Raw genomic sequence first — 18991 nt, forward strand, 5'->3', positions numbered from 1 at the left:
CCCCGTTGATGTCGAGGTGAGGGTCAGCGCCAGCCGAGGGCCGGGGCCACGTCCTTCACGATCGACTCCAGGATGTGCAGGTTGTACTCGACGCCCAGCTGGTTCGGGATGGTGAGCAGCAGCGTGTCCGCCGCGTCCACCGCCTCGTCCTCCTTGAGGTCGCGGACCAGGTCCTCGATCTCGCCGGCGTACGTCTTGCCGAAGCGCGCCGCGCCGCCGTCGAGGATCCCGACCTGGTCGGAGCTGCGGGTCTCCCGGCCGAAGTAGGCCCGGTCGAGATCGGTCGTGATCGGGAAGACGCTCCGGCTGACCGAGACCCGCGGGGTGCGCTCGTGGCCGGCCGCGGCCCACGCGTCGCGGAAGACCTGGATCTGCTCGGCCTGCAGCTGGTGGAACGGCACGCCGGTGTCCTCGGACAGCAGCGTGGAGCTCATCAGGTTCATGCCCTGCTGGGCGGTCCACTCTGCCGTCGCGCGGGTGCCGGCGCCCCACCAGATGCGGTCGCGCAGGCCCGGGGCGTGCGGCTCGAGGCGCAGCAGGCCGGGCGGGTTCGCGAACATCGGGCGCGGGTTCGGCTGGGCGAAGCCCTCGCCCTCCAGCACCTGCAGGAAGACCTGCGTGTGCTCGCGCGCCATGTCGGCGTGGTCCGTGCCCTCGCGGGGGACGTAGCCGAAGTAGCGGTAGCCGTCGACGACCTGCTCGGGCGATCCCCGGCTCACGCCGAGCTGCAGGCGCCCGTTGCTGATGAGGTCCGCCGAACCGGCGTCCTCGGCCATGTAGAGCGGGTTCTCATAGCGCATGTCGATGACGCCGGTACCCAGCTCGATGGTGCTGGTCCGGGCGGCCATCGCCGCGAGCAGCGGGAACGGCGACGCGAGCTGGCGCGCGAAGTGGTGCACACGCACGTACGCGCCGTCAACGCCGAGCTCCTCCGCGCCCACCGCGAGGTCGATGGTCTGGTGCAGGACGTCCGAGGCCGACTGCGTCTGCGAGTGCGGCGACGGGTTCCAGTGACCGAAGGACAGGAAGCCGATCTTCTTCATGGTGTCCTCAACACTAGTTGAAGCCTAAATCTTCCGCCAGGCTTGGAGCGCAGAACGCCCCCTGAGCTTGTCGAAGGGCCACGGAGTGGTCGGCGCCCGATGCGAGAACAGGAGCCGACCTCTTCGAGGCCCTTCGACAGGCTCAGGGGGCGTTGCTGGGCCCTTCGACAGGCTCAGGGAGCGTTGCTGGGCCCTTCGACAGGCTCAGCGGGCGTTCTGCTCAGCGCGAGCCGATGGCGCGGGGGGCGCGCCAGGGGCGGTCGGCCCCGCCCATCTGGACGCCGCCGGCGGGGTCGGCCGTGAAGACCCGGCTCCCCGGCGGGGCGGAGCGGACGAGGTGCAGCAGCTGGGTCAGGTCGTTCACCCGGGTGCGCAGCTCGTCGATCTCGTCCTGCATCACCAGGACGCGACGGATGCCCTCGAGGTTGACGCCCTCGTCCTGGCTGAGGCGCTGGACGAGGCGGAGGCGGGCGACGTCGCGGCGCGAGTAGCGCCGGCCGCGCTTGGCCGTGCGGCGGGGCACCACCAGGCCCATCCGGTCGTACGTACGCAGGGTCTGCGGGTGCATGCCCGCGAGCTGCGCCGCGACCGAGATGACGAACACCGGCGCGTCGTGGTCGATGTGGCTCGGCACGTGCTGGGGGTCAGCTCCGTGTTCTGCCGTCATCGTTCCTCCTTCGCGCCGGTGTCTCGTCTGTCGTGGTCCTGCGGTGGGTCGGCTCAGGTCGTCCGGGCGAAGAGCCGCGCCCGCGGGTTGCCCGCACCGACGGCCTCGCCGTACGAGGTGAGCGCCTCGCGGGCCTGCTCGTTGAGCGACTGCGGCACGACCACCTCGACGGTGACGAGCAGGTCGCCCTTGCCGCCGTCGCGCTTGGTCACGCCCTTGCCGCGGACCCGGAAGGTCCGCCCGTTGGGCGTGCCCTGCGGGACGCGCAGCTTGACCGGGCCGCCGTCGAGCGTCGGCACCTCGATCTCCGCGCCGAGCGCCGCCTCGTTGAACGTGACGGGCGCGGTCAGGGTGAGGTTGTCGGCCTTGCGTCCGAAGATCGCGTGCTGGCTGACGTGGACGACGACGTAGAGGTCGCCGGCCGCGCCGCCGTTCTCGCCGGCACCGCCCTTGCCCTTGAGCCGGATCCGCTGACCGTCGGTGACGCCCGCGGGGATCCGGACCTGCATGGTCCGGGTCGACCGCGCGCGGCCGGAGCCGTGGCAGATCGGGCAGGGGTCCTCGACCACCATGCCGCGGCCGCGGCAGTCGCGGCACGGCTCGGTGACGGCGAAGACGCCGCCCGCGGCCGAGGTCTGCATCCCGCTGCCCTCGCAGGTCGGGCAGACCTTCGGGACGGTCCCGGCCTTGGCGCCGGTGCCGTGGCAGGCGTCGCACGCGGCGTCGGACACCATCTGCATCGGGACGGTGACGCCCTGGATCGAGTCGGTGAAGTCGACCGTCACCTCGCCCTCGACGTCGCTGCCCCGACGGGGGCCGCGGGTCGTCGAGGTCCGCGTACGCGTCTGCCCGTTCTGGCCGAAGAGCCCGCCGAACAGGTCACCCAGCCCGGCGTCGCCCGCCGCGCCGCCCGCGTTGCGGAACAGGTCCTCCATGGAGGGCCCGCCCTGCCCGCGGCCGCCGCCGTTCGAGCCGGGGAAGCGGAAGCCGCCCCCGCCGAACAGCCGGCGAGCCTCGTCGTACTCCTTGCGCTTCTCCGTGTGGGAGAGCACGTCGTTCGCCTCGGAGACGTCTTTGAAGCGCTGCTCCGCCGCCGGGTTCCCCGGGTTCTGGTCCGGGTGGTTGTCCCGGGCCAGCTTGCGGTAGGCCTTCTTGATCTCCTCGGGCTTGGCGTCCTTCGAGACGCCGAGGACCTTGTAGAAGTCCTTCTCGATCCAGTCCTTGGTGCTCATCGCACGCCTCCTCTCAGGAGGTCAGGGGGTTTCTAGGCCTGCTCGGACGAGCGGGGCTCGTCCGTCACGGTCTCGGCCGTGCCCGGGGTCGGCTCCGCGACGGGCTCGGGAGACGAGCCGTCCGGCTCCGCGACGGCGACCCTGGCCGGGCGCAGCACGCGCTCGCCCACCCGGTAGCCGGGCTGCAGGATCTCCACGCACGTCGGCCCGGTCACGTCGGGCGACAGGGAGTGCAGCAGCGCCTCGTGCACGTGCGGGTCGAAGGGGTCACCCTTCTCGCCGAACGCCACCAGCCCGTGCTTGGCGGTCACGCGGACGACCTCGTCGCCCACCGCCTTGAACGCGCCGGTCAGCTCGCCGTGCTCCTCCGCCGAACGGACGTCGTCGAGGACGCCGAGCAGGTCCTTCAGGACCGACTCCTCGCCCGTCTTGCGGGCCACGTCGCGGTCCCGGTCGACGCGGCGCTTGTAGTTGACGTACTCGGCCTGCAGCCGCTGCAGGTCAGCGGTCCGCTCGGCCAGCGCCGTCTCGAGCTCGGTCACGCTGCTGTCCTTCTCTGCGACCGGGATGTCGCCATGCTCGCTGGAGGGGTTGGTCGTGCCGGGGGCCCCGCCGGGGGCGGGAGCCGCGTCCTGCGGCTCCCGCACCTGGTAGGTGTCCGGGTCGATGCGGCGACGGTCGCGGACCGTCGGCCCGCTCTGCTCGCCCTGCTCGTGGTCCCCGCTGCGCCCGGGGTCGGACCCTGGGTCGGAGCTCATCGAGCGGAACCGGCGTTGCTGTTGTCGTCGTCGATGACCTCGGCGTCGACCACGTCGTCGTCGTCAGCGCTGGCGCCGTTCGACGACGAGCCGTCGGCCGACTGACCGTCGGTCGCGCCGTCGGTCGAGCCCTGCTGCGACGCCTGCGCGGCGGCGTACATGGACTGACCCAGCTGGGCGGCCGTGGTGTTCAGCTTCTCGACGGCCGACTTCACCGCGTCGTCGTCCGTGCCCTCGAGCGCGGTCTTGACCTCGGCGATGGCCTCCTCGACGGGCGCCTTGGTGGCGTCGTCGATCTTGTCGGCGTTCTCGCTGATCAGCTTCTCCGTGCGGAAGACCAGGTTGTCGGCCTCGTTGCGGAGCTCGATCGCCTCGCGACGCTTGCGGTCCTCCTCGGCGTGCGCCTCGGCCTCCTGGACCATCCGGCTGATGTCGTCCTTGCCCAGGGCGGAACCGCCCGTGATCTGCATGGACTGCTCCTTGCCGGTGGCGAGGTCCTTGGCGTGCACGTGGACGATGCCGTTGGCGTCGATGTCGAACGCGACCTCGATCTGCGGCACGCCACGGGGGGCCGGCGGCAGGCCGGTCAGCTCGAAGTTGCCGAGCGACTTATTGTCGCGGGCGAAGTCACGCTCGCCCTGGTAGACCTGGATCATCACGGACGGCTGGTTGTCGTCGGCCGTGGTGAAGACCTCGGAGCGCTTGGTCGGGATCGTGGTGTTGCGCTCGATGATCTTGGTCATCACGCCACCCTTGGTCTCGATGCCGAGGCTCAGCGGGGTGACGTCGAGCAGCAGGACGTCCTTGACCTCACCCTTGAGCACACCGGCCTGCAGGCTGGCGCCGAGGGCGACGACCTCGTCGGGGTTGACCGACTTGTTCGGCTCCTTGCCGCCCGTGAGCTCCTTGACCAGGTCGGCGACGGCCGGCATGCGGGTGGAGCCGCCGACGAGGATGACGTGGTCGATCTTGCCGACGCTGATGTTCGCGTCGCCGAGCACCGCGTTGAACGGGGTGCGGCAGCGGTCGAGCAGGTCGGAGGTCAGGCGCTGGAACTCGGAGCGCGTGAGCTTCTCCTCCAGGTGCAGCGGGCCCGAGGCGCCGAGCGTGATGTACGGGAGGTTGATCGAGGTCTCGCTCGCGCTCGACAGCTCGATCTTCGCCTTCTCCGCAGCCTCCTGCAGGCGCTGCTTGGCGATCTTGTCCTGGCTGAGGTCGGTGCCGTTCTTGTTCTTGAACTGCTTGACCAGCCAGTCGACGATCCGGGAGTCCCAGTCGTCGCCGCCGAGGCGGTTGTCGCCCTTGGTGGCCTTGACCTCGAAGACGCCGTCACCGATCTCCAGCAGCGACACGTCGAACGTGCCACCACCGAGGTCGAAGACGAGGATCGTCTGGTCGGAGCCGCCCTTGTCGAGGCCATACGCGAGCGCGGCCGCGGTGGGCTCGTTGATGATGCGGTCCACGGTCAGGCCCGCGATCTCGCCGGCCTCCTTGGTGGCCTGGCGCTCGGCGTCCGAGAAGTACGCCGGCACGGTGATCACGGCGTTGGTGACGGACTCACCGAGGTAGGCCTCGGCGTCCCGCTTCAGCTTCTGCAGCACGAACGCGCTGATCTGCTGGGGACGGTAGGACTTGTCGTCGATCTTGACGGTCCAGTCGGTGCCCATGTGGCGCTTGACGGACCGGATGGTGCGATCGACGTTGGTGACGGCCTGGCGCTTGGCGACCTCGCCGACCAGGACCTCGCCACCCTTGGTGAAGGCGACCACCGAGGGGGTGGTGCGGCTGCCCTCGGCGTTGGGGATGACGGTGGGTTCCCCACCCTCGAGCACGGCGACGACGGAGTTCGTCGTGCCCAGGTCGATGCCGACTGCACGAGCCATGGTGTGTGTTCCTCCAGATTGGGAGTGTGGTCTTCCGGTGCTTCCGGACGTTCCCCGGGATCTCCCGGTCGTCCTTGAGTGCACCTGGCTCAACTATGCCACCGGCAGGATCATTCCCTCAATCCAGGTTGAGCCTTCGGGGCTCAACCAGGGTTGTTCCTCGGCGGCCCGCACCTGGTCGGGGGTTCGTACGGGTCGCGAACGAGCGCTCGAGGCACACCGTTCCGACGAAGGCACACCGTCCTGACGAAGGCACACCGTCCTGACGAAGGCACACCGTCCTGACGAAGGCACACCGTCCTGACGAAGGCACACCGTCCTGACGAAGGCACACCGTCCTGACGAAGGCACACCGTCCTGACGGAGGCACACCCTGCAGGGTGTGCCTCCGCGAGCAGGGTGTGCCTCCGCGAACAGGGTGTGCCTCCGCGAACAGGGTGTGCCTCCGCGAACAGGGTGTGCGCGACGGTCGAGCGGAGGGCGTACGACGGTGGTCGGTGCCGATGACCCCGGCGTGGCACCCCGCTCCGGACACGCGGGCTGACTAGCGTCGACGCTGTCGGCGCCACCCTGCACAGGAGATCCCATGAGCCGCTTCGTCTCGTTCTGGCGCAGCTTCGCGCTGCTGGTCGCGCGGCTCGGGCTGGGCGGCATCCTGCTGCTGCACGGCGCCCACCGCTACCAGGCCGGCATCTCCACCCAGACGGAGTACCTGGCGCAGTTCTCGACGCCCTACCCCGAGATCGCCGCGTACGGCGCGACGACGTTCGAGATCGTCGGCGGGATCTTCCTCATCCTCGGCGCCCTGACGCCGCTGGTCGGCCTGGGCGTCCTGGTCCAGCAGGTGCTGACGATCGTGTGGACGAGCTACTACAAGGGTCCCGACCTGCTGAACGCCGACGGCACCTACAACGGCGGCTTCGAGTACTCCGTGGCGCTGGGCCTGCTCGGGCTCCTGTTCCTCGTGTCCGGCGGCGGCGTCGTCAGCCTGGACCGGGTCTTCCGCCGCAAGAAGCAGCCCGTCGAGGCCGACGAGCCCGTCGAGACCACGGACGACCCGGCCGTCCCGCCGCGCGCCTTCCCGGTGCGCGCGAACGTCTGACCGCTCTCCCCCGGCCTAGTCCCAGCCGCCCGTACGCCGTAGCGCCGCCACCCCGTCGGCACCGGCCCGGCGTGCGGCCGCCTCCGTGCCCCCGACGACCAGGGCCACCTCGGCCCAGCTCAGCCCGCCCAGGTGGTGCAGGGTGACGGCCCAGCGCTGCCGTTCCGGCAGGGCGGCCACCGCCTCCCGCACCGCGACCGCCTCCGCCGCCCCGCCGGGCTCGTCGGCTGCGGGGCCGACGGGTCCGTCGCCCACCGTGTCCGTCGGCACGGCCCGCCGGCGCTCGCTCCGGACGACGTCGACCGCCTTGCGGTGCGCCACGGTGACCAGCCAGGCCTGCAGGTTCGTCGCCGGGTCGAGGTCGGGGTAGGCGCGCAGCGCCGCCAGGAACGTCTCCTGCCAGGCGTCGTCGGCCTCGCCGGACGCGCCCAGGACCGCCCGGCAGACGCGCAGCACGACGGGCCCGTGCTCCCGCACGACGCGGTCGAACGGTGGCAGCCCCGGCACCCCGCGACGCTAACCCGCGGCGCTGACGAAGGACCCGCCGCGCAGTCCCCCGGCTTCACAGGAAGTTGACAGAATAGGCACAGCCCAGCACCACCCCACGATGCGAACCTGAGGCCATGGCCCGAACCGACACCGCCGCCGCACCGCTCACCCGCCCCGACGGGACGCCGATCCGCGTGCTCGCGGTCGACGACGAGTCGAGCCTGACCGAGCTGCTGTCGATGGCCATGCGCTACGAGGGCTGGCAGGTCACCACGGCGAGCTCGGGGACGACCGCGGTCAAGGCCGCGCGCGAGGTCCGCCCCGACGCGATCGTGCTCGACATGATGCTGCCCGACTTCGACGGGCTCGAGGTGATGCGGCGGATCCGTACGGAGGACCCCGACGTCCCGGTCATCTTCCTGACCGCCAAGGACGCCGTCGAGGACCGCATCGGCGGGCTCACCGCCGGCGGCGACGACTACGTGACCAAGCCCTTCAGCCTGGAGGAGGTCATCGCCCGCCTGCGCGCCCTGCTGCGCCGCAGCGGCGCCACCTCCACGCGCAGCGACTCGACCCTCGTGGTCGGCGACCTGACCCTGGACGAGGACAGCCACGAGGTGACCCGCGGCGGCACCGAGATCTCGCTGACCGCGACCGAGTTCGAGCTGCTGCGCTACCTGATGCGCAACCCGCGCCGGGTGCTGTCGAAGGCGCAGATCCTCGACCGCGTCTGGAACTACGACTTCGGCGGCCAGGCCAACGTCGTCGAGCTCTACATCTCCTACCTGCGCAAGAAGATCGACGTCGACCGCCCGCCGATGATCCACACCATGCGCGGCGCGGGCTACGTCCTGCGCCCCGCAAGCTGATGTCCGCGAGCGGACCGGAGTTCCTCGGCCCGGACGCTCCTGCCGCAGGTCCGCAGCCGCAGCCGCAGCCGCAGCCGGACGTTCTCGTGGTCCCTCCGGGGTCGACGCCCGTGCCCGCCGGGGCCGGCGCCTTCGGTCCCGGGACGTTGGCACGGCGCCTGGTCGTCCGGGTGACGGCGATGGTCGCCCTCGCGGCGGTGCTGCTCAGCGCGGCCACGTTCCTCGCCACCCGACAGCTGCTCGTGCGCGAGGTCGGGCGGCAGCTCGACACCGTCACCGGGCGGGTCCGCTTCCCCGGCAGCGGCTACGGCGATCCGGGCCGCGGGCCCGACACCACGCTGCTTCGTCCGGGGCAGCCCGTCGGGACCCTGGCGGTCATCTTCAACGGCGACGGGTCGCTCAAGGACAGCGGCCGCCTCGTCGAGAGCCGCGCGAACAACAGCTCCTCGTTCAACGTCGAGCGCCTGCCCGCGAGCGCCATCGACCGCCTGGACGACGTGAAGGCGAACGGTGCCGAGGAGACGGCCGCGCTGCCGGGGCTCGGGCAGTACCTCGTCTCGGGCTTCGAGGTACGGGACACCAACGGGACGCTGGTCCAGTCGATCGTCGTCGGCCTGCCGCTGGAGGAGGTCAACCACCAGCTCATCCAGCTCGTGGGGCTCGAGGCCGTCCTCGCCGCGCTCGCCGTCATGGCGGCGGTGGCCGGGTCCCGCACGGTCGTCCGCCGCAGCCTCCGTCCCCTGAACCGGGTGGCCGCCACCGCGCAGCAGGTGTCGCAGCTCCCGCTCGACCGGGGCGAGGTGGCGCTGGCCGTACGCGTCCCGCCCGAGGACGCCGACCCGACGTCGGAGGTCGGGCGCGTGGGGCAGGCGTTCAACCACATGCTCAACAACGTCGAGGACGCGCTCGCGGCTCGGCAGGCGAGCGAGACCAAGGTGCGCCAGTTCGTCGCCGACGCCTCGCACGAGCTGCGCAACCCGCTCGCCGCGATCCGCGGCTACGCCGAGCTCACCCGGCGCGAGCGCTCCTCGATGTCGGAGAACGCCGCCTTCGCCATGAGCCGCGTCGAGGCCGAGGCCGAGCGGATGTCGTACCTCGTCGAGGACCTCCTCCTGCTCGCGCGCCTCGACTCCGGGCCCAACCTCGACGTCGCCCCGGTCGACCTCAGCGAGGTCGTGATCAACGCCCTGAGCGACGCCCGCGCCGCCGGTCCGGACCACGTCTGGCAGCTCGACCTGCCGCCCGAGCCGGTGGTCGCCCTCGGCGACCGCTACCGGCTGCACCAGGTGGTCGCCAACCTGCTCGCCAACGCGCGGACGCACACGCCGCCCGGGACCCGGGTGAGCGCCTCCGTCGCCGTCGCCGGGACGGACACGGTGGTGACCGTGACCGACTCCGGCCCGGGCATCCCCGAGGACATCCAGAACCGCGTCTTCGAGCGCTTCACGCGGGCCGAGGTCAGCCGGGTCCGGACGCCGGGCGCGCAGACCGGGCGCAGCACGGGCCTCGGGCTCGCGATCGTGGCCGCGGTGGTGGAGGCGCACCACGGCTCGGTCGCGGTGTCGAGCCGGCCCGGGCACACGGCGTTCGTCGTGACGCTGCCCCTCGCCACCGCGACGGGACCCACGCTCAACCGTCCGAGCACCGCCGGCGTCGCCTGACGCTCCCCCGCAGCGGCGTCAGCGCCCCACGGGTCCGGTGCTGCGCCGCGGCACGAGCACGGTCCCCGGAACCTCCGTCCCCAGCTCGTCGTCGTCACCGCCGCTCTCGAGCACCTCGACGAGGCGTCGCGTCATGACGCGGCCCTGGTCGGCGATCGGATGGTGCAGCGCGGTGAGCGCCGGGGTCGACGCGGCGCACAGCGGCGAGTCGACGAACGAGGCGAGCGCGATGTCCTCCGGGACCGACAGCCCGGCCTCCAGGCAGACCGAGAGGCCGGTCAGCGCCATCACGTCGTTGTCGAAGACGATGAAGGTCGGCGGCCGGTCACGGGCCAGGAGCTCGAGGGCGGCCGCCGCACCCTGCTCGGGGCTGTGGTCGGTGAAGATCGTCGTGATCTCGACCCCGTGCTCCGCAGCCCAAGCCGCGCTCAGCCGCTTCCGCAGGACCGGCGCCACCTTCGCGGGGTCGCCCTCGATCCAGCCGACCCGACGGTGGCCGAGCGCGTACGCGTGGTCGAGGAGCGCGTGGACGCTGAGCGCCTGGTCCGCCCAGACGAACGGGACGCCGGGTGCCGGGACCTCCGTCGGAGCTCCCGGGAAGAAGGCGACGAGGGGGAGCTCGAGCTCCTGCAGGACCGCGGGCCGCGGGTCGTCGACGTAGATGTCGGTCAGCATGACGCCGTCGACCCGCCGCTCGGCCGCCCAGCGGCGGTAGAGGTCGAGCTCCTGCTCGTGGGAGAAGACCAGCTTGACGATCAGCGAGAGGTCGGTGCTGGCCAGCTCGAGCTCGACGCCGGAGAACATCTCCACGAAGAAGGGGTCGACCGAGGCCGACTTGGGCGAGCGCAGCAGCGCCCAGCCCACCGCCCCGGCCCGGGCCCCCGACAGCGCGCGGGCGGCGGCGTTGGGCGACCAGCCCAGGGCGGCCGCCGCCTCGTGCACGCGGACGCGGGTCGCGTCGGACACGCCCTTGTGGCCGTTCAACGCCTTGGACGCAGCGCCCTTGCTCACCCCGGCCGCGCGGGCGACGTCGGTGATGGTCGTACGCGCCACCCGTCACCTCCTCGCTCGCCCCGACCGGTCCGGCCCACCTCCCCGGCAGGACGCCGGTCCACCGCTCTCCGGGGGGACGACACGCTACTCCTTGACGGAGAAACCGGTTTCCCCTATCGTCCTGCGTACTGCGAGAAACCGGTTTCTCCTGCGAGATCCGGGACCGCTCGACACCTCAGACAAGGGAGTTTGATCATGGGACCTGGTTCTTCCCCTCTCGGCCGGCCGGTCTCGCGCCGGTCCCTGCTGCTGGGGTCGCTGGCCTCCGCGGGGGCCGCCACGTTCGGCTTCTCCGCCTGCAGCCCGCAGGTCCCCGGGACGAGCGGCGCCGCGCCGGCCGGCGGCACGATGACCTTCTGGGACATGGTCTGGGGCTCCGGCGCCGCCTACACCGCGTCGGCCAAGCAGGCCGTCAGCGCGTACGCCCCGAGCGGCGACAGCCTCGGCGTCACCTACCAGTCGGTCCCCTGGTCGAACTGGTACCAAACGTTCACGTCGGCAGCGGCCTCGCGCACGACCCCGGCCGTGAGCTCCGGCGCCGCGTTCCTGCCGTTCTCCTTCATCGAGCAGGGCGTCGTGGCGCCCGCCGACGACCTGGTGAAGCTGCTCGACACGAACAAGACGAACGACTTCCTCCCCGGGATCCTCGACCAGATGAAGACCTCGCAGGGGTACGCCGCAGTGCCGTGGTCGCTCGACCTGCGCGTGCTCTGGACGCGGACCTCGCTGCTCGAGAAGGCCGGCGCGGACGTCCCCACCGACTGGGACTCCTTCATCGCGACCGGCACGAAGCTGGCCAAGATCGGCGTCACCGGGCTGGCGCTGGCCGCCGGAAGCACGACGACGGACGCCCAGCACACCGTCTCGGCCCTGATGATCAACAACGGCGGCGGGATGTTCGCTCCCGACGGCACGCCCGACTGCGTCACCGACCGGAACATCGAGACGATGGACTTCCTGCGCGAGTGCGTCGCCAAGGGGATCATCGACCCGAACGCGGCCAGCTACACGAGCGACAACCTGACCGGCGACTGGGTCAAGGGCCGCGTCGGGATGGGCTGGGCGCAGACCGGGCTCGACAAGACCCTTCCCGAGGCGGACCAGAGCGACGTCGAGGTCGCCAGCCCGATCGCCGGGCCGCACGGGGACAAGGGCACCGTCTACTACATCAACCCGCTGATGATGTTCACGACGACGCCGTCGCAGGCGTCGTCCGAGGCCTTCCTCGCCTGGTACCTCGACCAGATCCACACCTTCTGGACCGAGGGCGTCACGACGGACCTGCCGGTGAAGCAGAGCATCGCCCAGCTGCCCGTCATCCAGCAGAACAAGAACCTCGTCCGCTCGATCGACGAGTGGCAGCCGATCGGCAAGACCATCGGCGCCCAGGCCCCCGCCGCGTTCGCCTCGCTGAACGCCGTCGACGGCGGCGCGGCCAGCGCGGGCTTCGTCCAGCAGATCGTCGCGGGCAAGACGGACTCCCGCGCGCTCCTGGAGACCCTGCAGGCGGGCCTCGAAAAAGTCACCAAGTGACCGTGCTCGGCTCGACCCGGGGCGCGAGCGCACGCCCCGGGTCTGCGGCGGAGGCCTCCTCGCCCGCGCCCCGACCCCGCCGTGACGAGCGGCTGCGGCGTACGGCGACGATGGCCGGGCTGGCGCTCCCCTCGCTCGTGCTGATGCTGGTGATCAACGGCTACCCCGTGGTGTTCGCGGCGGTCCAATCCGTCCACGGTGGCGGCCTGATCCGGCTGGGCCCGCTCGTCGGCGCGCAGAACTACACCACGGCCCTGACCGACCCGGCCTTCTGGTCCGCGGCCCGCTTCACCCTCGTCTTCACCCTGTGCGGCGTCTTCGGCAGCTGGGTCGTCGGCTACGCCCTCGCCCTGCTCACCCGCCGCGCCTTCCCCGGCCAGGCGCTCTTCCGGGTGCTGCTCCTGCTGCCCTGGATCGTGCCGGTCGTCGTCTCGTCGATGAGCTGGAACTGGCTCGTCGCGACGCGCGACAGCCTGCTGCCGGAGCTGGCCCGCGCGCTCGGCTTCGGGAACGTGCTCTTCCTCGCGAACCCCACCCTCGCGGTGATCACCGTCTGCGTGTTCAAGGTCTGGATCAGCTACCCGTTCATGATGATGATGTCCGCTGCGGCCCTCGAGGCCGTCGACGAGCAGGTCTACGAGGCGGCCACCGTCGACGGCGCCTCACGCTGGCAGCAGCTGCGCCACATCACGCTGCCCGTCACGGCGCGGTCCACCTACATCAGCTGGATCCTCATGGCGATGTTCTCGGTGAACGACTTCGCCACCATCTACCTCCTCACCGGCGGCGGCCCCGTGAACGCGACGACCTCGCTGGTGGTGCTCGCCTACCGCGCCGTGTTCCAGGACTTCCTGCCCGGCTACGGGGTCGCGGTGTCGTTCATCATGACCGCCGTCCTCGTCGTCGTCTCGGTCGTGCTGTTCCGTCAGATCCGGCGATCGGCGATGGCGTGACGACCTCGCCCGTACGCCCCTCAGCCCGTCCGACCACCCGGGCCACCGCCCGTCCGACCGCCGCCCCGGAGGCACGATGACCACGCAGGCCACGGTGGGTCCGCGGACCCTCGACCCGACGTCCGTACGCCCCCGCCTGGTCGAGGCGCGGCGGCGGCGCGAGGGCTGGGGCCGCACGCTGCTGGTCGGGGTCATCACCCTGGTCGCGCTCGTCCCGATCCTGGTCGTCGTGTGGCTGGCGCTGCGGCCCCGCCTCTACTCCGGGGAGTCGGGTCCGACGCTGTCGACCTTCGTCTACATCTTCCAGAGCACGAACATCCTGTGGTGGCTCCGCAACAGCCTCCTGGTCGCCGTGACCGCGACGGTCCTGTCCGTGGTCGTCGCCGCGCCCGCGGGCTACGTGCTGTCGCGCGGCCGGGGCAAGGGGGTCGCGGGCTTCTCGCTGCTGATCTTCGTGATCCAGAGCTTCCCGATCGTGGTCTTCGTCATCCCGCTCTTCATCATGTTCGCCAAGCTCGGCCTGGTCGACTCGATCTGGGGCGTCGCGATCGTCTACGTCGCCTCGTCGGTCTCGGTCGCCTGCTGGATGATGTCGTCCTACTTCGACACCATCCCGATGGCGCTGGAGGAGGCCGCCTGGATCGACGGCGCCTCCGTCTTCGGCGGCTTCGTCCGAATCGTGCTGCGGAACTCGCTGCCGGGCGTCCTGTCGACCGCGATCTTCTCGTTCCTGCTGGCCTGGAACGACTACCTCGTCGCGCTGGTCTTCCTGCGCTCGGACCTGCAGTTCACGCTGCCCGTCGGCCTGCAGACCTTCTTCCAGCAGAACGCGACCGACTGGGGGCCGGTGATGGCCTGCGCGGTCGTCATGGCCCTGCCCCCGGTGCTCGTGTTCGCCGTCCTCGGCCGCTACTTCAGCGTCGGCGGGATCGGCGGCTCGCTCGCGGGCAGCTGAGCCCGCTGCCGACCGACGAACCGCACCGCGACGCAGCCCAACCCCCGCTCGAGAAAGGCCCCGATGGAAGACACGGTCGGCGCAGCATCCTTCGTCCTCACCGAGCAGCCGCGCCTCAGCTGCCTGGTCGACACGATCGTCCCGCCCGACGAGCACCCGTCTGGGGTCGAGGCCGGCGGGCTGCGCTTCCTCGAGCGGCTGCTCGCCGAACGCCCCGACTGGGTCGAGCGGGTCGTGGCCGTGCTGGCGGCGTGCGAGCGGGCGAGCCGGGAGACCCACGCAGCCGCGTTCACCGCGCTCGACGCGGAGCAGCGGCTGGCCGTGCTCGAGTCGCTCCTCGACGACGCCGACTACCGATGGTTCGCGGGGATCGTGAACGGCGGCTACTACGCCGACCCCGGCAACGGCGGGAACGACGACGCCGCCTCGTGGTCGATGGTCGGGTGGCAGCCCTGGCCCGGCACCAGCCGGCGGCCCGCGTCCTCCGCACTCCCGTCGGACCGGCGGACGATCGAGCCGGCCGAGGTCCTCGACCGCTACGACGCGATCGTCGTCGGCTCCGGCGCGGGCGGTGGCGTGGCCGCCTGCGGGCTGTCCGAGGCCGGCCGTACGGTGCTGGTCGTCGAGGCCGGCAGCTGGCCCGACACCCGCACGCTCGCCACCGACCACCTGCGGAACCCCCGCTCGATGTGGGGCCTGGAGGCGTGGAGCGGGCCCCGGTGGCCGCAGAATCCCCGCGTGCTCGACCTCGAGGACGGCGAGCGCCAGGTCGGGCCCGGCGACCCCGCGTGGGGCAGCAACGCCATGACGGCCGGCGGCGGGACCCGCGTCTACGGCGCGCAGGCCTGGCGCTTCAGCCCCGAGGACTTCACGATGGCCAGCCGCTACGGCGTGCCCGACGGGAGCGCGCTCGCCGACTGGCCGTTCGGCTACGACGAGCTCGAGCCCTACTACGTCCGCGCTGAGTGGGAGATCGGCGTCAGCGGCGACGAGCACGACGGTCGCCACGCCGGTCCCCGGAGCCGTCCCTTCCCGATGAAGCCCCTCCCGGCCGGCCGGGCGCGCGACCGGCTGGAGGCCGGCGCACGGAACCTGGGCCTCGGCACCCTCGCGGTGCCGCTGCTGATCAATTCGACGCCGTACCTCGACCGGCCCGCCTGCAGCCAGTGCGCGATGTGCGTCGGCTTCGCCTGCCCGGTCGACGCGAAGAACGGCAGCCAGAACACGGTCCTCGCCCGGGCCCTCGCGACCGGGCGCACCTCGGTCCTCGTCGACACCACCGTGGAGCGGCTGACCGTCGACGGCACCGGGCGAGTGACGGGCGTGGCGGTCGTGGGCGTGCGCGACGGCGTGGTGTGGCGCCGCGAGGTCCGCGCCGACGAGGTGGTCCTCTCGGCCGGTGCCGTCGAGACCGCTCGGCTGCTGCTGAACAGCCGCACGGAGCGGGAGCCGGCCGGCATCGGCAACAACGCCGACCAGGTCGGGCGCCACCTCCAGGGCCACGCGTACGGCGGCTCGCTCGGGATCTTCTCCGACGAGCTCGAGGAGCTCATCGGCCCCGGGCCCTCGATCGCCACGGCCGACTTCCGGCACGGCAACGACGGGATCGTGGGCGGCGGCATCATCGCCAACGAGTTCGTCCCGACCCCCTCGAACACCTACCTCTACCTGAGCGGCGCGGGCGTGATCCCGCGGCACGGGCCGGGGACGAAGCGGGGGATGCGGGACCTGAGCCGCCGGATGGTGCGGCTGATGGGCCCCGTGCAGGAGATGACGAGCGCCGACTCCCGCGTACGGGTCGACGACCGCGTCCGCGACCGGTTCGGGAACCCGGTCGCCCGGCTGGGCGGCGGGCTCCACCCGGAGGACTACCGCGCCCGCGACTTCCTCACGGCCCGCACGGTCGACTGGATGACCGCCGCCGGCGCCGACCTGGTCGTGCCGATGGACGGCGGCCGGCTCCGGACGCCGAGCGGGGGCCAGCACCAGGCGGGTACGTGCCGGATGGGCGAGGACCCCGCCTCCTCGGTCGTCGACCCCTGGGGCCGGGTCTGGGGCCACGACAACCTGCGGGTGGCCGACGGGTCGGTCCACGTGACCAACGGCGGCGTGAACCCCGTCCTGACCATCTTCGCCAACGCGTTCCGCATCGTCGACCACATGGTCGGCGCCCCGACAGCAGGAGGACCACCCCGATGAACGACCAGCTCTCCGTCCAGCTCTACACCGTCCGCGAGGCGCTCGACGCCGACATGGCCGGCACCCTCCGCCGCCTCGCCGACATCGGGTTCACCCAGGTGGAGCCGTACGGGATCGCCGACCGTCCGGCGCTGGTGCAGGGCCTCGCGGAGGCGGGCCTGGCCGCTCCCACCGCCCACGCGCACCTCGTCGGCGAGGCCACGCCGGAGCTGTTCCGGCTCGCCCGGGAGCTCGGGGTCGCGACGCTCATCGACCCGTTCACCCCGGTCGCGCGGTGGCAGACCCGTGAGGACGTCGCCGCCCTCGCCGCCGAGCTGAACGCGGCAGCGCAGGTCGCCGCGGACCACGGCCTGCGGGTGGGTTACCACAACCACGAGCACGAGCTGGAGAGCGTGATCGACGGCGTGACGGCCCTGGAGGTGTTCGCGGAGCACCTCGACGACGCCGTCGTCCTGGAGGTCGACACCTACTGGGTCGCGGCCGGCGGCCAGGACCCGGTCGCCCTGCTGCACCGCCTCGGCGACAGGGTCACCGCCCTGCACATCAAGGACGGCCCGGCGACGAAGGACCCCGTCGACCAGGTCGCGGTCGGGGCCGGCAGCATGCCCGTGCTCGAGATCCTCCGGGCCGCCCCGGACGCGCTCCGCGTGATCGAGCTCGACGACTCCCGCGGCGACCGCTTCGCCGCCGTGTCCGACAGCCACGTGTGGCTGACGGCGCACGCGGGCGCGGTCTGACGGGACGACCGGGGACCCCCTCCTCGGCCGTCTCGCCAGCGCCCCGCCCCGCGCCTCAGCGCGTGACGGTGACCGTGGCCTGGGCGGCGTTGTTCCGCAGGACCGGGTCCTTCGTCTGCACCGAGGCGGTGGCGGCGGTCAGGGTCTTCGCGCCGCGCACGCTGCGGTCGACCGTCACGATCACCGGGTAGGTGAGGGTGGCGCCGGGCGCGAGCGTGGCGGCGAGGTAACCGACGTTGCGCCGGTCTCCCGTCACGGCACCCCCGCTGGCCCGCGCGATCGTGAGCCCGGACGGCAGGTTGAGCCCGCTGGCCACCTGCGTCGCCGTGCCCGGCCCGACGTTGCGCACCACCAGCGTCGCGTCGACCGTGCCGCCCGCGGTGGCGCCGGCCGGGAGCGAGAGGCTGACCGCCAGGTCGGCCGTCCGCGTGACGGTGAGCGTCACGGTGGTCGGCGTGGCCGTGCCGTCGTCGGTCAGGTAGGAGAACCGGTCGGTGCCCGAGAAGCCGGGCGCCGGGGTGTAGGTGAACGACCCGTCGGCCTTCAGCGCGAAGTCCGAGGCCTGGGTCGGCGGGGTGCGCAGCAGGACCGTACGGCTGCGGTCGGCGTCGTTGGCCAGCACGCCGGGTGCGGCGACGTTCAGCGTCGTGGCCTGGTCGACGCGGTAGGCGTCGGCCTTCGCCGACGTGGTGCCGACCTTGGCGCAGACGGCGCTGAGCCCGATGTGACGCGAGATCGGTGTGGTGGCGAACGTGCCCGGTGCCGAGCAGCGGCCCGTCGGCGAGGTGAGGACGTGGTCGACATCGCGCGTCGGTTCGCCCTGGCAGGTGTCCAGGCCGGCGTGCGACGGCGGGCAGTACGTGGGCAGGTCCGAGGCGGTCACGGGCGTGTAGCCATTGTTCAGCAGCAGCTGGTACGCCTCGGGCTGGTACTGCGCGCCGGTGTTGAAGGTGCCCACGGCGACGTCCACGCCGGCTGCCCCGCCGGTGTGCTCGAGCAGGTCCTGGGCCGTCTCCGGCTGCAACGCGCCGGTCTGCAGCGGGCCGAGGCCGGCGTCGATGTCCGCGATGGCGTTGTTCGGCCAGTCGACGAAGGCGATCCGGACGCCGGCCACCGTCGCGTACAGGTTCACGCGGCGGATCAGGTAGGTCTCGAAGTCGACGGTCGTGACGTCGGTGAGCGGGTAGCGGCTCAGGACGAGCTGACCGGGCAGACCGCCGCTCGAGTACTTGACCCCGTTGCCCGCCGCGGCGAGGGGGATGGCCTGGAGCGCCCCCTGCCCCTTGGGCAGGATCTGCATCGTGGCCTGCAGGGTCTCGAACGCCGGCTGGGACAGGAAGGCGACGTTGACCCCCAGGAACGCGCAGGTCGGGTCGACCGGCGGGACCGGCTGGACGACGGTCTGGGTGTCGGCCCCACGTCCGATGAGGCAGTTGAGGTAGTTCTCCTGCTCCGTGCGGGGGGCGCTGTTGGTGGTGCCCTGCGCCTGCTGCTTGCCCGGGAGGAAGTACGAGTACGGGTACTGCTGCTTGACGGTGGCGTCACCCGTGATCCGGTCGGCCGCGGCCTGGGAAAAGATCCCCTGCAGCCCGAGCACGTCGAACCGCGACGCCTTGACCGTCTCGACGACCTCGTCCTCGTGCGGTATCCAGGGGAACAGGTTGGCGTTGAAGGTGCCGATGCTCAGCCCGGGGCCGACCGGGTCCGGGACGGCCGCACGGGCCGTGGTCGTCGGGAGCACCAGGCCGCCGAGCGCAAGGGCGACGAGCAGGACCAGTCCGGCGCGGAGGCTGGACGGCAGGACGAAGCGGGCTGTACGCACCTGAGAAACGTAAGGCGGTTGCCTCAGCCTGCCCA

General features: G+C 71.9%; 16 protein-coding genes. 8 read left to right on the plus strand and 8 right to left on the minus strand.

Features of this window, described 5'->3' with window-relative positions; translation table 11 throughout:
• Positions 1–23: 23 nt before the first annotated feature.
• From ABD665_RS09680 to dnaK, 5 genes are all read right to left on the minus strand, one after another.
• The gene (locus ABD665_RS09680) at positions 24–1043 is read right to left on the minus strand and encodes an LLM class flavin-dependent oxidoreductase (RefSeq protein WP_204910844.1); all 1020 of its coding nucleotides are present in this window, start codon (positions 1041–1043) and stop codon (positions 24–26) included.
• 220 nt (positions 1044–1263) lie between these two features.
• Entirely contained in the window at positions 1264–1710 is a 447-nt protein-coding gene (locus tag ABD665_RS09685; RefSeq protein ID WP_204910843.1) for a heat shock protein transcriptional repressor HspR, read from the minus strand.
• Positions 1711–1763: 53 nt separating this feature from the next.
• Positions 1764–2942 (minus strand): molecular chaperone DnaJ, encoded by a 1179-nt coding sequence (gene dnaJ, locus ABD665_RS09690; protein ID WP_204910842.1) that lies wholly within the window; start codon positions 2940–2942, stop codon positions 1764–1766.
• 32 nt (positions 2943–2974) lie between these two features.
• Positions 2975–3700: a nucleotide exchange factor GrpE gene (gene grpE / locus ABD665_RS09695; RefSeq protein ID WP_204910841.1), complete on the minus strand. Its 726-nt coding sequence runs from the start codon at positions 3698–3700 to the stop codon at positions 2975–2977.
• Positions 3697–5583, minus strand: coding sequence for a molecular chaperone DnaK (gene dnaK, locus ABD665_RS09700; RefSeq protein WP_204910840.1), 1887 nt, complete (start codon positions 5581–5583; stop codon positions 3697–3699). Before dnaK ends, grpE begins: the two co-directional genes overlap by 4 nt.
• 586 nt (positions 5584–6169) lie before the next feature.
• On the opposite strand from dnaK, the gene ABD665_RS09705 reads away from it, so the two are divergent.
• Positions 6170–6685 carry a DoxX family membrane protein gene (locus ABD665_RS09705; RefSeq protein ID WP_204910839.1) on the plus strand — a complete coding sequence of 172 codons (516 nt, stop codon included), beginning with the start codon at positions 6170–6172 and terminating at the stop codon, positions 6683–6685.
• Positions 6686–6700: 15 nt separating this feature from the next.
• Here ABD665_RS09705 and ABD665_RS09710 read toward each other — a convergent pair whose 3' ends face one another.
• Positions 6701–7192 carry an RNA polymerase sigma factor gene (locus ABD665_RS09710; RefSeq protein ID WP_344742101.1) on the minus strand — a complete coding sequence of 164 codons (492 nt, stop codon included), beginning with the start codon at positions 7190–7192 and terminating at the stop codon, positions 6701–6703.
• 116 nt (positions 7193–7308) lie between these two features.
• On the opposite strand from ABD665_RS09710, the gene ABD665_RS09715 reads away from it, so the two are divergent.
• Both ABD665_RS09715 and ABD665_RS09720 read left to right on the plus strand, forming a co-directional pair.
• Positions 7309–8043, plus strand: a complete 735-nt coding sequence (locus ABD665_RS09715) for a response regulator (RefSeq protein ID WP_204910838.1) — start codon at positions 7309–7311, stop codon at positions 8041–8043.
• Between the two features lie 110 nt (positions 8044–8153).
• On the plus strand, positions 8154–9704 hold the full coding sequence (locus tag ABD665_RS09720) for a sensor histidine kinase (RefSeq protein WP_344742104.1): 1551 nt from the start codon (positions 8154–8156) through the stop codon (positions 9702–9704).
• Between the two features lie 18 nt (positions 9705–9722).
• On the opposite strand, the gene ABD665_RS09725 is transcribed toward ABD665_RS09720, so the two are convergent.
• Positions 9723–10757, minus strand: a complete 1035-nt coding sequence (locus ABD665_RS09725; protein WP_204910836.1) for a substrate-binding domain-containing protein — start codon at positions 10755–10757, stop codon at positions 9723–9725.
• A 195-nt stretch (positions 10758–10952) separates the two neighbouring features.
• On the opposite strand from ABD665_RS09725, the gene ABD665_RS09730 reads away from it, so the two are divergent.
• From ABD665_RS09730 to ABD665_RS09750, 5 genes are all read left to right on the plus strand, one after another.
• The gene (locus ABD665_RS09730) at positions 10953–12290 is read left to right on the plus strand and encodes an extracellular solute-binding protein (protein ID WP_204910835.1); all 1338 of its coding nucleotides are present in this window, start codon (positions 10953–10955) and stop codon (positions 12288–12290) included.
• Positions 12287–13243, plus strand: coding sequence for an ABC transporter permease subunit (locus tag ABD665_RS09735; protein ID WP_204910834.1), 957 nt, complete (start codon positions 12287–12289; stop codon positions 13241–13243). The genes ABD665_RS09730 and ABD665_RS09735 overlap by 4 nt, the downstream gene beginning before the upstream one ends.
• A 76-nt stretch (positions 13244–13319) precedes the next feature.
• Positions 13320–14198, plus strand: a complete 879-nt coding sequence (locus ABD665_RS09740; RefSeq protein WP_344742108.1) for a carbohydrate ABC transporter permease — start codon at positions 13320–13322, stop codon at positions 14196–14198.
• A 63-nt stretch (positions 14199–14261) separates the two neighbouring features.
• Positions 14262–16397, plus strand: a complete 2136-nt coding sequence (locus tag ABD665_RS09745; RefSeq protein WP_204910832.1) for a GMC oxidoreductase — start codon at positions 14262–14264, stop codon at positions 16395–16397.
• Positions 16394–17134, plus strand: coding sequence for a TIM barrel protein (locus ABD665_RS09750; protein WP_204910831.1), 741 nt, complete (start codon positions 16394–16396; stop codon positions 17132–17134). Before ABD665_RS09745 ends, ABD665_RS09750 begins: the two co-directional genes overlap by 4 nt.
• A gap of 55 nt (positions 17135–17189) precedes the next feature.
• On the opposite strand, the gene ABD665_RS09755 is transcribed toward ABD665_RS09750, so the two are convergent.
• Positions 17190–18956 (minus strand): Ig-like domain-containing protein, encoded by a 1767-nt coding sequence (locus tag ABD665_RS09755; protein WP_344742111.1) that lies wholly within the window; start codon positions 18954–18956, stop codon positions 17190–17192.
• Positions 18957–18991: the final 35 nt, after the last annotated feature.

It is taken from the genome of Microlunatus spumicola (assembly GCF_039536445.1).
GTDB classification, from domain to species: Bacteria; Actinomycetota; Actinomycetes; order Propionibacteriales; family Propionibacteriaceae; genus Microlunatus; species Microlunatus spumicola.

What these genes read in the sequence shown, in the direction of transcription:
- ABD665_RS09745 (WP_204910832.1), top strand. Translation starts at nt 14,262, where the DNA reads ATGGAAGACACGGTCGGCGCAGCATCCTTCGTCCTCACCGAGCAGCCG.
- ABD665_RS09680 (WP_204910844.1), bottom strand. Translation starts at nt 1,043, where the DNA reads ATGAAGAAGATCGGCTTCCTGTCCTTCGGTCACTGGAACCCGTCGCCG.
- dnaJ (WP_204910842.1), bottom strand. Translation starts at nt 2,942, where the DNA reads ATGAGCACCAAGGACTGGATCGAGAAGGACTTCTACAAGGTCCTCGGC.
- ABD665_RS09740 (WP_344742108.1), top strand. Translation starts at nt 13,320, where the DNA reads ATGACCACGCAGGCCACGGTGGGTCCGCGGACCCTCGACCCGACGTCC.
- dnaK (WP_204910840.1), bottom strand. Translation starts at nt 5,583, where the DNA reads ATGGCTCGTGCAGTCGGCATCGACCTGGGCACGACGAACTCCGTCGTC.
- grpE (WP_204910841.1), bottom strand. Translation starts at nt 3,700, where the DNA reads ATGAGCTCCGACCCAGGGTCCGACCCCGGGCGCAGCGGGGACCACGAG.
- ABD665_RS09705 (WP_204910839.1), top strand. Translation starts at nt 6,170, where the DNA reads ATGAGCCGCTTCGTCTCGTTCTGGCGCAGCTTCGCGCTGCTGGTCGCG.
- ABD665_RS09685 (WP_204910843.1), bottom strand. Translation starts at nt 1,710, where the DNA reads ATGACGGCAGAACACGGAGCTGACCCCCAGCACGTGCCGAGCCACATC.
- ABD665_RS09715 (WP_204910838.1), top strand. Translation starts at nt 7,309, where the DNA reads ATGGCCCGAACCGACACCGCCGCCGCACCGCTCACCCGCCCCGACGGG.
- ABD665_RS09730 (WP_204910835.1), top strand. Translation starts at nt 10,953, where the DNA reads ATGGGACCTGGTTCTTCCCCTCTCGGCCGGCCGGTCTCGCGCCGGTCC.
- ABD665_RS09750 (WP_204910831.1), top strand. Translation starts at nt 16,394, where the DNA reads ATGAACGACCAGCTCTCCGTCCAGCTCTACACCGTCCGCGAGGCGCTC.